Annotated in this window: 9 protein-coding genes; 2 read left to right on the forward strand and 7 right to left on the reverse strand. The window is 57.6% G+C overall.

Features of this window, described 5'->3' with window-relative positions; translation table 11 throughout:
- Positions 1–121: 121 nt before the first annotated feature.
- The 5 genes from MUG96_RS23280 to MUG96_RS23300 all read right to left on the reverse strand — a co-directional run bounded on the left by MUG96_RS23280 (position 122) and on the right by MUG96_RS23300 (position 7,641).
- Entirely contained in the window at positions 122–1,621 is a 1,500-nt protein-coding gene (locus tag MUG96_RS23280; RefSeq protein WP_246989584.1) for a Cdc6/Cdc18 family protein, read from the reverse strand.
- An 895-nt stretch (positions 1,622–2,516) separates the two neighbouring features.
- Positions 2,517–4,667: a type B DNA-directed DNA polymerase gene (locus MUG96_RS23285; RefSeq protein WP_246989585.1), complete on the reverse strand. Its 2,151-nt coding sequence runs from the start codon at positions 4,665–4,667 to the stop codon at positions 2,517–2,519.
- 2 nt (positions 4,668–4,669) lie between these two features.
- Positions 4,670–4,975 (reverse strand): DUF8156 family protein, encoded by a 306-nt coding sequence (locus MUG96_RS23290; protein ID WP_246989586.1) that lies wholly within the window; start codon positions 4,973–4,975, stop codon positions 4,670–4,672.
- A gap of 2 nt (positions 4,976–4,977) precedes the next feature.
- A complete protein-coding gene (locus tag MUG96_RS23295; protein ID WP_246989587.1) occupies positions 4,978–5,922 on the reverse strand; it encodes a hypothetical protein in 945 nt (314 codons plus the stop codon).
- Between the two features lie 273 nt (positions 5,923–6,195).
- Complete coding sequence (locus MUG96_RS23300; protein WP_246989588.1) at positions 6,196–7,641, reverse strand: ribonuclease H-like domain-containing protein; 1,446 nt, start codon at positions 7,639–7,641, stop codon at positions 6,196–6,198.
- Positions 7,642–7,823: 182 nt separating this feature from the next.
- Between MUG96_RS23300 and MUG96_RS23305 the strand changes: the two genes are divergently transcribed.
- A complete protein-coding gene (locus tag MUG96_RS23305) occupies positions 7,824–8,510 on the forward strand; it encodes an SOS response-associated peptidase (protein WP_246989589.1) in 687 nt (228 codons plus the stop codon).
- An 18-nt stretch (positions 8,511–8,528) separates the two neighbouring features.
- On the opposite strand, the gene MUG96_RS23310 is transcribed toward MUG96_RS23305, so the two are convergent.
- Positions 8,529–9,557: a Cdc6/Cdc18 family protein gene (locus MUG96_RS23310; RefSeq protein ID WP_246989590.1), complete on the reverse strand. Its 1,029-nt coding sequence runs from the start codon at positions 9,555–9,557 to the stop codon at positions 8,529–8,531.
- A 426-nt stretch (positions 9,558–9,983) separates the two neighbouring features.
- On the opposite strand from MUG96_RS23310, the gene MUG96_RS23315 reads away from it, so the two are divergent.
- Positions 9,984–10,955, forward strand: coding sequence for a competence protein CoiA family protein (locus MUG96_RS23315; RefSeq protein ID WP_246989591.1), 972 nt, complete (start codon positions 9,984–9,986; stop codon positions 10,953–10,955).
- Positions 10,956–10,961: 6 nt separating this feature from the next.
- Here MUG96_RS23315 and MUG96_RS23320 read toward each other — a convergent pair whose 3' ends face one another.
- Positions 10,962–12,728, reverse strand: coding sequence for a DUF262 domain-containing protein (locus MUG96_RS23320; RefSeq protein WP_246989592.1), 1,767 nt, complete (start codon positions 12,726–12,728; stop codon positions 10,962–10,964).
- Positions 12,729–12,766 lie beyond the last annotated feature (38 nt).

The following is a 12,766-nucleotide window of genomic DNA, read 5'->3' on the forward strand; positions in this document are numbered from 1 at the left end:
TTCGAGTAGTAACGAGACATCCCGGCGACTGACACCCCCCATTTTCGAGTTGTAACGCATCACGCGGGATACGAACACTCCCCGTTTTCGAGAAGTAAGTGTGGGGAGGATACGGGCCAGATTAGTTCTTACTCCGGAATTGCTTCAGCCGTTCGCGGACAACCGCGCTGATAGTCGCCTCTTCGTGAGCTAGATCTTCGAACCGAGAATCCTCACGAATCGTCTCCATAATCGTTTCCGGATCTTCAGAGAGGGAGAAATACATATGCACTCCTCTACCTCGACCCTTACCCCGTCTCTCGAAGTCCAATACACCGTACGTACTCTGCTCAGTGACGTGATTGACGAATGTCTCGCGACTGTACTGATCCGCATCCATCGTATCAGCAATGAATTGGTACGTCTTGAACGCAGGTCCAGCAGGGATCCACTCAGGATGTTCTCTTGCGTAGTTAGCAGTCGCCGCCACAGCGTAGATGGAGAGTTTCTTTTGAGTAGAGATCCCGCTTATATGGCGGAGCTTGCGGTTTTCGGTGTACTTCTCCTGAGCATCACGGACATCAGTCTCGATAACCGTGTCAGCCCCACGCCGCTCGGCTAATTCGCCAGCCCATCTGAGGAGATCAATCGCTTTCCGTGCATCCCCGTGCGTTTGGGATCCGAACGCAGCAACAAGCGGAACAACGTCATCTGCAAGAGAGTCTGGTTTGAAGGCGTCCCGCCGGTTGCGGAGAATACTACGGAGTTGGTTCGCATCGTAATCGTCGAAGAAGATATCGTCAGGGTTGTAAGAACTCTGTGCGCGGCTGTTGAGGTCCTTCATGAAGTCGGCGTAGTTCGTGATCGTCGTGAGCGAGATGGGACCATCAAAGTCGGCGAGTTTTCGAGCCCGTGAAAGCTGGTAGATGAGAGAATTGTACTCTGCTTCCTGATACGGCCCTTCGAGCATATCGATCTCATCGAGGATGAAGATGACTCCGTCGTAATACTCTCGCATGAGTTCGTACAGTCGCTCGAGCTTCTGATCCGTTGAGACGCCGGTTTGGGGAACGCCAGGATCGACACCGAGGTCGTCGGCAGCAGCTTTCACTAACCGGTAGACGGCCCGATCTGCAGTCTTCGGTCCCTCGCAGTTGATAGAGAGGACCCCGAATGTCTTGCCTTGGGATTCACATAGTTCGACGATCTGTTTGCAGACTGCATGAATGATGAGCGATTTCCCCGTTCCAGATGGCCCACTCAGGAGCATATCGGGAATCCCCTCATTCTGGAGAACCGGTTTTAGATTGTCGACGACACGGCCCAGCTGGTCGTCACGACCGACGATACGATCCTCGTCGATGATGGTATCTGACCGGACGAGGTCTTTGTTCGCGAAAACGCCACCGGACGACTCGGTTTGGAGCCGATCACGAATTGAGATGCCGCCACCGTCGCCGTTAGTTGCTTCTTGAGACGAATCGGCGGAATCTGATCCGTTCTCGAAGGTCGATTGTGACGTGCCAAGAGATGCCACCTCCTCATCCGTCGACTCAGAAGTTTCAGGATCGCCAGCAGAAGATTCACGATCCTCCTCACCTTCCGGATTATTCGATCCTGCTTTACGTCCCTCTCGTCCCATTATGAACCCCCTCGAACTCTGGGTATAAAAATATGGACCCTTGTGGAGTTGTAACCGGGCGAAAACAGGCTATCTAACGACTACAGCCCCATATCCACTGAATGGGTCAGATACCGTCTTCGGAATCTATCGCCCTCCGTTGTCGAGTTGTAACGGTTCGACGAAGGACGCTATCGTCGAACCTCCTTGATGACCCAGACCCCCCGTTTTCGAGTTGTAAGACGTTGAGGGGCGGTAACACACCTGGTTCGATTCTCCCACACTCGCGTTGTAACGAGAAGTGAGTCGAGGTGGGTCTCGGAGCAAAATCCAATTAATCCGGATTTTGTGAATGATGCTCTGGGTGAAACGGTCTTTCTCACACTCCCCGTTTTCGAGTAGTAAGCACCGGAATGGTCGCAAAAGAACGACGCTCGTAGGACCCGTTCACGAATGAGAGGAATACCGGGTTTTGGACATGATTGCTGGTGAAGCTACTTTGGTGATCTCGAATGTTTCACCCCCTCCCCCCTTTTTCGAGTTGTAAGTCGCGGGGGAACAGGCCATCCAAGACGTAGCGTAGCGAGAGTTGAGGTAACTGAAGTTGGCATAGAGGCGTCGAGACGGGAGAGTACACGGAATCAGAACCACGGACGAGATGAGGAAGTCATCTACTTCCCGAGATGTCAATCGTCTAGCTGAGCTTGACGATATGTTTTCTTTGTCTCTAGTGCGGTTGCGGTAAGGTAACGTACAACATAAACTTTCGCATTCCTAGTCACAAGTTAGAATATTAGACACTCAACCTCTCTATCGTGTATATTCGTCACAATTGGCTGTTTTGGAACCTCTCTTGCTGTTCACCCCCTCCCCACCACCACAAGTTTACAACTCGAAAAAGGGGGGAGGGGGTTCGTCAGGTCCAGTCCGTGATACCGACTACACGTGTTCCGTTGAGCTCTCGTCGGATGTCGTTCCGATCCCACCCGAGCGGTGAAAGCACGCTCTCGACAGCTCTGACCAGCTGCGTCTCGTAGTACGAGGCGTCGTAGGTCTCGATCGCTTCGTGGGCGAGGGCGACCCGGTCTCGCGAGGATTTCTCGTCGTCGACGACCACATACTCGATATCTTGGCCCGGGTGGACTGCCAGGTCCTGCTGGCGAGCTCGCGTCAAGGCGGCCACGTTCTGAGTATTCTGAGAGTACCCCTCCAGCGGCTTGGAGACACGATTCCGCTCGACGAGCCGCTTCACTGCTACGTTGCCCGCCTGCAGTTCATCGATCGCTCGTTCGAGTCGTCCGAGCACCGCGTCCGGTGACCGCGTGGCATCGAGCTGATCGAGACAGTCTCGCTGGACGTCCTCGATGAACGACGGGGTTGAGCGCTGCCGGGCTTCGATACCTCTGATCTTGAAATCGTCGTCGCCGGCGACCTTCCCGAAGTACTTCGTCAGCGCGCCGGCGTCGCTCTCGCGCTGCGGCACGAACGCCACCCAGTCGTAGTGAGCTTCGTGTTCCAGCCGAATTTCGACGCGCTCCGTGATCTCCGTCGCGAGCGTCTTGAGGTTCTCGCGGTCCTCGTCGTCGACGTCGGGGTCCGGGGTCACCCAGATGGAGTCGACGATCCCGTGGACGACGCGCCAACCCCCGGTTTCCAGCCGCTGTTTCGCCGTCAGCAGAATCTCCCGAGCGAACGCGTTGATCGCCTCGTGGCACTCGATGCGGCCGAACTTCGCGTTGCTGAACCCCTGGTAGCCGAAGCAGGCGACGAGGATCCACTTCAGGGCTCCCGACCGCCCCTCGAGTTCTGCCAGTCGGTCCTCGTCGGGGTCGTCCCGTTCCTTCTCGCCACGGATGACCGCCTTGATCTCGTCGCGGGCGTCGATGATCGGCTGGAGGACGTCGACGAGGTAGCCCCGGTCGTCACAGATCGAGTACCCGAGGCCGGGGACGTCGTCGCGGTCGCTGTGGCAGTCACACCGGATGACGTCCGGCGAAACGTTCCGAGTACAGATGATGTTCGGGTACAACGAGGAGAAGTCGAGTTCATGGACGTTCTCGTGGAGGCCGACCTCGGGCGCGAAGATGAAACCGCCGCGGTCGGCGTCGTGGAGCGTTCCCATCGGCTTGTAGAACTCGTGACGCCAGGAGTTCCACGGGACAAGGACACCGCGGTCGTGGGCCTCGCAGATCTGGATCGCCGTGAGCACGTTCCCGATCGACGCCCACGCGAGCTCTTGGACGGGCTTGTTCGAGCGCGACACGAGGTCGAGGACGCCGTTGAGGTTCGTCTCCCCGTAGAAGAACGTGTTCGACTCGTCGATGATCGCTCGGCCGGGGACGTTGTACCGCGCCGGCGAGTGGCCGACGCGACCGTAACTCGAGTACGTCGACCGGCTCGCAAGCTGCTGGTAGTCGACGTCTGGCCACCGACTCAACGAGAAGTCGTCGACGCCGGCGTCCGTCGCCATCTCGTGGAGGGTCGGGACGATCTCGCTCGTCGAGCAGACCAGGACGTCCGGATCATGTGCGTCGAGCGCCCCCTGGACGGCGGTCAGGATATCCGTCGACGAGCCGGTGACGGTGTCGCCGGCAACGGACAGCTCCCCATAGACATCGTTGCTCGTGTCGGTCACCGGAACTCTGAGCCGGAGTGTCGACAGCTCGCTCGCCGGCGTCGGATCAACGCCGGCTTCCAGACAGTACCGGAACTCCCGCGAGAAGTCGACGTTGAAGCAGGCGAGATCCCCGACTGGATAGGCCGACAGCTGGCGTGCCTGCCGGGCGAGTGGGGTGACGCGGTCGATGTGGGCGACGTCGACAGCGAGAACGGCCTCCTCGTCTCGTCGAAAGTCGGGCCGTCGCGCAACTATTTCGGTCGCGACGACGTCCGGGTGCTGGTCGTACACCGACTGGAGAGTCGTGAGATCGAGATCGGCGTCAGGGTCGCGAGGGGCGACGTAGAAGCGTGGGGTGTAGTCATCGCGCTCGGTCGCGACGGCGCCGTCGGCGGTTGCCTCCCACTCCAGAACGCGATCGTCATCGAGGAAGTCGATACTGAACGGCATCGTCACGAGTTCGCGTCCGGTGGAGTGGCTTCCTGGTCATCGCGTGCTGCGACCGCGGCTTCGAGCTCCTCGAGGCGTTCCTCGTGGTGGTCGAGGCGGGCCTCCTGTTCGAGATCGATGCTGAGCAACGCCGGCAGGAGTGGGTTTTGGTGATTCAATAGCCCGCTCGCGTCGGCGTGTTCGCGGGCGTACTCGAACAGCCGGTCGAACCGGGGCTGGTCGCGACGCCGCAGCGCCCGCCGGAACTCCGCCCAGCGCTCTTCGATGGCCCGCAGCGCATCGCGATACGTCGGGTTCGTGCGCCCCATCGTTATCGTCCTCCGGTCCCGGTCGCGGTCCACGCATCGAGCAAGGGATCCGCGGTAGCCGACACCGTCTCACCGTCAGCTGTGACGCCCGTCCCGACACTCTCCGGAGTCGGCGTCGACGGCGCCGGTGTCGTCGGTTCCACGCCGACCTGCGTGGCGCGTGCCGCGAGCAGCTGCTGCCAGTACGCGAACGTCGTTTGGTAGTACGCGCCGTCGTCGACGGGGTAGACGAGCGTCTCGAAGTCCTCGCCGACGACCCGTGGGCCCATCCGAGTTTGCTCGCACTCCAGATAGTGGTCGGCGACCGTCGCGACTGACTCGGTGAATTCGTTTCGTTCGTTTCGCGTAACGAGTACCGGGATGTCGTACCCCTCAGCATAGGTCGACAACCGGGCGAGAGTGCGGGCTTGGAGGGTTTTCGCGTGGGTTTCGCCGAGGGTATCGTCGGCGCGGTACTGGGCGTCGACGGCGGGCGCGACGATGAGGGCGGGCGTGTGGGGCGACGTGTCCTCGTCACGACTCGGTTCCCCCTGACCGGCCGCCCCGGCGTCAGTGGTGGACATCTGGATCGACTTGTTCACTGCCGCCGGGAGATCACAGACGGCGCCGTAGTGCTGGTAGGCGGTGAATCCGCGTGCCACGTGGATTCGGTTGAGCAACCGTTGACTGGGCGCGATCTGAGCGAGTGTCGTCGTCGTCGCGTGTCCGTTTGCGTCGACCCAGAAGGCGGGCCCGTCGTGCAGGAGGAGATGGTCGAGCACGAGTGACTGCAGGATCGGGACGCCGCGGCCTCCCTCGACGTCGAGCAGCGTGATGCCGTCGTCAAGCTGTGGCAGCAGCATCTCGTCCGTAGCCGGATCGGCCTGGTCAGCAAGGGACCGATTGCGATCAGCTCCCCGTGTCGGCTGGTCCACCGCCAATCGGTTCGACGTTGAGTGTTCTCCCATACTCGACTAGTTGTCTACGTTCCCGATAAGCCGCGGCGTGTCGCTTCCGCGTTTCAGGGAAGGGCTGGAAGGTATGTAGAACCGGACTCAGGCAACGGATTTCTGCCATCGTTCGACCGTTTCCGAGAACGTTTCCAGAGAGGAAGGCGGACAGCATCGTCGGATTAACCAACAGGCCGGGGGATCACAGCTCAATTGTTGGTTAAGACTCTATGATCCCACGATGATATCGCCCTCACGTAATTCTGCTGACGGCCCGTATATCTCCCGAGCCTACGATCTGATGTGATCGACGATTGTTCTCAGCGCGGTTACATCGTCGTTATTGTACTGTTTGAGTCGATCCCAGTCTGGTTCTTCGCCGTCGAGGAGATATCGTGTGTACTTGCTCCCGACCACAAATCCATCGACGGTTGGGTCTTGATACTCAAAGCCGAGTGCGCTCGCTACGACATCCAATTTATGCTGATTGAAGGGACCGAAGAGTTCCTGTTGGGCAGTAATCCCGAGGTCGTGCGCTCGCTCCAGATGGTCGATCCCCTCAGTAATGCCGTGTTCGTCGAATCTGCGACTGAGACACTGTTCGTCGAAGTAGTTCCCTCCGTAGTAGATGATCGGCTCGGAGCCATGATCATCAAGGTACTCAGACAGCTCCTGAAGGAGTGCTGACTCGTCGTCCGGCTCGAAGAATTGTCGGTACGCATCGTTCTGGTAACTGTAGGTGCCGACCAGCCAGATCCGATCCTGCTGAAGATCCGTTTCTATGTCCAAGAGGAGAGGCTCCGTATCGTGAAGGTCGTCGAAGGCGGACTTGTTTAGAATCACGACCTCATCGTTTTCGAACGCCTGTCGATGAGCAATCCACCGGTCCACGTGCCATGACGAGGCTCCAGGGAGGGCTTCGAGATCGGCACGCCGTTCTTCGGTAATCTCATCTGGGCTAGTGATTCCTAACTCACTGAACTGTTCCACTCGGTTTCTCCCGACCTGGACGAGATCAGTCAGCCGGCTTCCTAGCAGATGGCGAGTGTCGTAGAACTCGTACTCGATAGACCCGTTCGAGGCGTCGATGGTGATGAGTGCGTACCTTCCAGGGTCGTCTACTCCGTCGTGGGATGCGATGTTGATCACCGTGCCGTACTCGAGGGTTTCAGCTCTGCCTCCGAATTGATGGCAATGACCGCAGACGGTGACTGGGGGCTGGATGTCGTCTATGAAGCTGCTGACGGCCTTCGACCCGATATGTTGTTGCCCGAATCGCTTCCCGATATCGAGAATGCCGAAGGGAGGTGTGTGAGTGACAAGAATCGGAGTTCTGTCTTCACAAGCGGTGCGGTGTTCGGAAAGGTGTCGCTGGACGTCGTCCTCGGTATAGGTGATGAGACCAGGTCCCTGGGTTGATCCTTCTTGGCCGATGAACACGAAATCCTCGTAGATGTATGGTGTCCTGTGGAGGTCGGTGGTAAATTCCGAATCGAATTGTGGACCGGTTGACGGAGGGAAGTCGTCGTTTCCTCGGACATAGAGCGATTGTTGATGCTTCGTGAGGCGAGCAAGTTCTGCCAGATGATCTGTGCCAGTATCGGCGTTTTTGAAACGTGAAAGGTCGTCGCCGGCATACAGTAGTAGATCTGGAGTAGGTTCTACAGTTTCGAGAATGGTGTAGAGATCGTCAAGAGGTTGAGAGCGCCAGTCAGATACAGCGAGAATGTGGGTCATTTTGGTTGAGCGTAGTTAGTGTAACCTCTTCTATCGTTTGTTTAGGTGTACCGTTTGGCATTAGGAGATTCTTCGCCCCCTTGTCGTTAACCAACAACTCAGGCTTATCGGGACAATCTGTTGGTTAACGGTGAGATTCCTGTGCGACCACGTTGAAGATGCTTCCCTCCGAACTCCTCGGTATGTGTGGCCGAAACTCGCTCTTCATCGACCAGGCTGACTTCGAGGCCCGCTTCGATGCCGAGGTCGTCGCGGACGGCGGGTACACACCCCGATACAACATCGCTCCTGGTGACGACCTCCACATCATCACGAACGAGGCTCCAGACGAGATCGATGCCTACCACTGGGGGCTGATTCCGTTCTGGGCGGATGAACCCGAGGAGGGCATCATCAACGCTCGCTCCGAGACTGCCGACGAGAAACGTGTCTTCGAGCGGGCGTGGGAATCCCGCCCCTGCCTCGTCCCCTCGTCAGGGTTCTACGAATGGAAATCGCCGAACGGCGGGTCGAAACAGCCCTACCGGATTTACCGCGAGGACGACCCCGCGTTCGCGATGGCCGGGCTCTGGGACGTCTGGGAGGGCAACGACGAGACGATCTCGTGCGTTACGATTCTCACAACGGATCCGAACGACCTGATGAGCTCCATCCACGACCGGATGCCGGTCGTCCTTCCGCAGGACGCGGAGTCCGACTGGCTCACCGCAGATCCCGACACCCGCAAGGACCTATGCCAGCCGTATCCGAAGGACGATCTGGCCGCCTACGAGATCTCGACACGAGTCAACAACCCCGGCAACGACGATCCGCAGGTCATCGACCCGCTGGACCACGAGCAATCGGGCCTCGGCGAGTTCAGTTCCTGATAGCTAACGGGGTCACGGTTACTGCATCGGCGACGCCGCTGCCGAATCGACGAGCGAGTACTCCCGATCTCGACTCGTCCCCTCCGCTTCGAGGAGGTTGTACTGCTCCATCTTCGAGAGGTACGTGCGGATAGTCCGCTTCGTCCGTGGATCATCGACGTCCTCGGAATAGCGCTCGTGAATCTCGCTCGGCCCGACCGGGCCGTGTTCGCGAACGATGTCGTAGACGACCCGTTGGTGGGGTGTGAGTGAATCGAGGCTCTTCTGCTTGATCTGGGCCCGGGCATCCTCGGCGGCGTCCAGGAGGATGTCGTCGGTGATGCGCTCGTGGTTCTCGCGATCAGCCTTGCCGGCGGCTGTTCGGAGGATGCCGATTGCGAGACGGGCGTCGCCGGCGGCGGCGTCGGCGATTCGGTAGAGCTGGTTGTCGGTGATGACGTCCTCGTCGAGCCCCCACTTCGCCCGCGCACTCAGGATGTCGTACAGCTGCTCGTCGTGGTACTTGTCCATCCGGACGTGCTCGCTGGAGCGCAGCCGACTCACGAGGCGGTCGTCGACGCGGCTGAATAGCTCCTCTTCCTTGTTCGCGATGCAGATGATTGCGAACTGCGGGAGGCTGTGGAGATCGTAGATGACGCTGGGGTCTTCGAGCTGGTCGACCTCGTCGAGGATGACGACCGTCCGCGGGCCGTCGTGCTGTTGGAGGCGGTCGACGAGTTCATCGTGCGGCGTTGACTGTCGGTGGATGTCGATGGTGGCGCCGAGGTCGTCGAGGATCTGGTAGAGCGTCCGGAATCGGGTGTAGTTGCGCCAGCAGTTGACGTAGGTGGCCTCGACGTCGAGGACCTCTTCACGCAGTCGCTCGGTGACGAACTGCGAGATACACGTTTTGCCCGTTCCGCTGGGTCCGGTGACGATGGCGGTGTCGGCGGGTTCTCCGTTCGTGATTGGTTCGAGGACGCTGGATAGGTGGTTGACTTCGGCGTCGCGATGCTCGACTTCTCGAGGGACGAACCCGGCCCGAAGAACGCGAGCATCGCGAATCATCTGTTTCTGACAGTCTGATTCTGGGTCTGGTCATAAAAGCCTGACCGGGTTGTTTCCGGAAATACCCCTGGTAATGTCCTCTTGGGTATCTGAAAACCTCCGCTGTACCCCGATATTGTGTTTAAGGAAAGGCGAGGCTTCCGGAAACTTCCGGAAACCCATCTCTTCTTCAACTCTCGAACAACGGGATACCGGAGAAATGGTCAATATACTTGAGTGACAAACACATCCAATACACGCACCTCTTCGATGCCATACCTTGGAGTTCTAAACGGAACACGGGTTATCCCACCACAAGTAGCCGACGGCACGACTGTTACCTGTCCTGCGTGTGACCAACCGATGGCTGTTGTACGGTCTCACGAACGAGGTTCTGCTTTCATTTCTCGTCATTTTCGGCACCACGAACAGGAGGGTCGTTCTGAGATGGGGCAAACTGGCGGTCAGGCGACCTTTGCCGACCTCATAGACGCCGGCGAGTGTACCGGTGAATCGGACGAGCATATGAAGATGAAGTCGATTGCGTATGCTCGATTGGAGCACGATTTCCCCGACGCGACAGTTGAGTTGGAATCCGGCATTGACGGACGAATTGCGGATGTCTTGCTCACATTCGACACTCCCCGAGAACCCTATGGAAAAGGTATCGCGATAGAAGCTCAGTATCGGAATCAGGGCAAAGATATTGAGGCAGTTACTGACCATTATTTACAGCATGATTATAGCGTTGCGTGGCTCGATGAGGACGATTTCTCCGAGTACGATGTTGATCTCTCCGGTATACTGACCGTCTGGCCCTATGCGCTTCCGTCGCGGTCTGATACAGAGGGGTATCCGGAAGTCATCAGATGGCTCTGGCAAGAGAAGTCACCGTCTGTTTCGTTAGAGATCCCTATTCCCGGAGAATATTGGGCATCGTTCGACAAGTCGGATGAATGGGTGACTGTTGCTCAACAAGATCTTCGACGGAAGGGACGCGCTTGGGCGACCCTTTCTCGCTCACCAACGGGTCAGCTAACTCTTCAGCTTGGAAAGAAGGACTGGGGCTGGGATGGAGACACCCACCGAGTCACCGTCCAGCTTGAAGAATCGGATACCCAGGAACTCCGCTCATTTTCTGAAAACTTAGAACGGCTAGCGTTTGGACCGGATCGCCCGCCTGAGGGAGATCGAGAACGCCCTTGGCATGATTTGACGACGGCTTGGTTCGCCGGCTCTCCTCGAGTCACCTCCTGGCTCTCGGCTTCCCTCTCACCCGATGACGATGTGGTCCTCTCGTTAGGAAAGAAACACCCAAAAGAGACTGATCGGGTTAGTGTCCAGATCGACGAGACTGCGACTCAGGCCCTGAACGAGCTAACCACACTTCTTGCGAGGGCTTTCGAACTGGAAGCTTGACTGCGGTTAGAATGGTTGGTGTTCGAGAATGTGCTCCATGATGAGCTGCTCCCGGGCATCCACGAACTCCTCAAACGTCATCTCCTTGGCGCCCTCCGGGATATGATGAGTCTGCTTGTAGTCGTCCGTACGGGATTTCATCCAGTCCTCGAAGTCATCATCGGATTTCATCTTGTTCGTCTTGTCGATCAGCAGCTGAAGGTTCCCTACTCGGTCAGCATCCGCCTCCTCGGGGAGAACTGATTTCGGGATAATGTGGTCAATATCGTAGTCCTTGCCTCGCGCCGGTTCATCGGGATAGTGCGAAAGCTGGAGGAGGAACTCGATGTCCCGCTTGCCGTATTGGAGCTCCTCGAAAAGTGTGGTAAGCTTTTCTTCGGTGAAACGGAGAGAGGTCCCGTAACTGGACGCCACTTCATCACTGATCCGTTCTAGTGGGAACTCCGAGCTCTCTTCCTCTCGGATAACGTCCCGGACGAGTTCTGCGATCTGGTTCGATGATTGGCTGGTGAATCCGTTGAGTCGAGCCGCGCAGATGTAGTAGAGAATGTCACGACGCCGGCCGCGACCCTTGATGGAGGTCGAATCGAGCGAGGGATTCTCGTTCTGGTAGAGATAGTAGGCGATAGGCGTGTAGAGGGCGGGACTGAGGATGTAGGTCACCGTCGGATAGTAGCTGTTCAAGAGCTCCGCAAGTTGCTCCATCGTGTTCGAGAACGTATCCGTGAGCCAGATATCCTTGAGATTCCGCAGCAGGTCAAGCGTGTAGTTATCGAATCGGTATTGAATCTCATTGCCGTTGATCGCGAGCAGCACCTTCTGGATGTGCTTCGTGGCAAAGGGCGCGTTCCCACCGTCGATGATCCCATTCAGTTCGTCGACCATCGCGTGAACCTCGTCACGGGCGTTGATTTCCGGCGACTCTTGTTGCCAGCTACTGGTCATCAAGGAGAGGAGGATTTCGGCGCGATTCGGTGTCACTCCGCCTTGATTGATGCGAACGAAGACGTCGCGAACACGGGTGATGTCGTTCTCGTCTTCGGTAAAGAAGTGGAGCTTCTCGTCCTTGTGGACTGCCCGGTAAAGGTCCTCGAAATTGCGCTGGGCGTTGAGAATCAGACTATCGGAATTCTCTATCTCCGGGTGATCTTCGACTAGCTCTCGGATCTCACTCTCGATCTCCTGCCGTTCCGCATAAAATTCGTCGTTGTCCGAGATAGACGTAATTCGGTTGACCGGATACCAATAGGCATTCGCGGTTGCTGACTGCTCGGATCGGAAGGAGAAGTCGTATTTATTACCGAGTTCCGAGTCTGCCGTCTGCGGATCAGAGAGGAGGTTGAGATAGAGTCGCTTCTGGACCCAGGAACTGGCCTTGTTTCGAGGGTGGTTGTGTTTCCGCTCGTAGAATGATCCGGTGAGTCCGATATTGAGCGCGGTCAGCCGCTGCTGGCCGTCGAGAACTAGTTTGACCGGTGACGGGAGTGGGTCTTCGGAATTGTGCGGGGGGTTCCGATGGGTCGGGGTTGTCAGTGACTGCGGAAAGTTTGGTTCGTCGACGTAGTGAGTGACGAACCGATATTTGGGCTGAGCCTGCGCTTCCTCGGCGGAGAGGTTCCACTGAAGAAGTGCACCGATCGGATAGTCCCGTAACAGGGAATCAAACAGATCGACGATGTCACTTGTTTCCCAGACGAACTCGCGCTGAATCGCTGGTAATAGGTAAGAATAATTTATATTTTCCACGACCTCAGCGATCCGCTTGGTTTCCATATCTCGATTTGTCGTATGCGGGTTTTATATAACTACAT

The organism is Halorientalis marina (assembly GCF_023028345.1).
Taxonomy (GTDB): Archaea; Halobacteriota; Halobacteria; order Halobacteriales; family Haloarculaceae; genus Halorientalis; species Halorientalis marina.

Coding starts and splice junctions, on each gene's coding strand:
- MUG96_RS23290 (WP_246989586.1), bottom strand. CDS start 4,975: ATGGGGCGCACGAACCCGACGTATCGCGATGCGCTGCGGGCCATCGAA.
- MUG96_RS23295 (WP_246989587.1), bottom strand. CDS start 5,922: ATGGGAGAACACTCAACGTCGAACCGATTGGCGGTGGACCAGCCGACA.
- MUG96_RS23300 (WP_246989588.1), bottom strand. CDS start 7,641: ATGACCCACATTCTCGCTGTATCTGACTGGCGCTCTCAACCTCTTGAC.
- MUG96_RS23320 (WP_246989592.1), bottom strand. CDS start 12,728: ATGGAAACCAAGCGGATCGCTGAGGTCGTGGAAAATATAAATTATTCT.
- MUG96_RS23285 (WP_246989585.1), bottom strand. CDS start 4,667: ATGCCGTTCAGTATCGACTTCCTCGATGACGATCGCGTTCTGGAGTGG.
- MUG96_RS23315 (WP_246989591.1), top strand. CDS start 9,984: ATGGGGCAAACTGGCGGTCAGGCGACCTTTGCCGACCTCATAGACGCC.
- MUG96_RS23280 (WP_246989584.1), bottom strand. CDS start 1,621: ATGGGACGAGAGGGACGTAAAGCAGGATCGAATAATCCGGAAGGTGAG.
- MUG96_RS23305 (WP_246989589.1), top strand. CDS start 7,824: ATGTGTGGCCGAAACTCGCTCTTCATCGACCAGGCTGACTTCGAGGCC.
- MUG96_RS23310 (WP_246989590.1), bottom strand. CDS start 9,557: ATGATTCGCGATGCTCGCGTTCTTCGGGCCGGGTTCGTCCCTCGAGAA.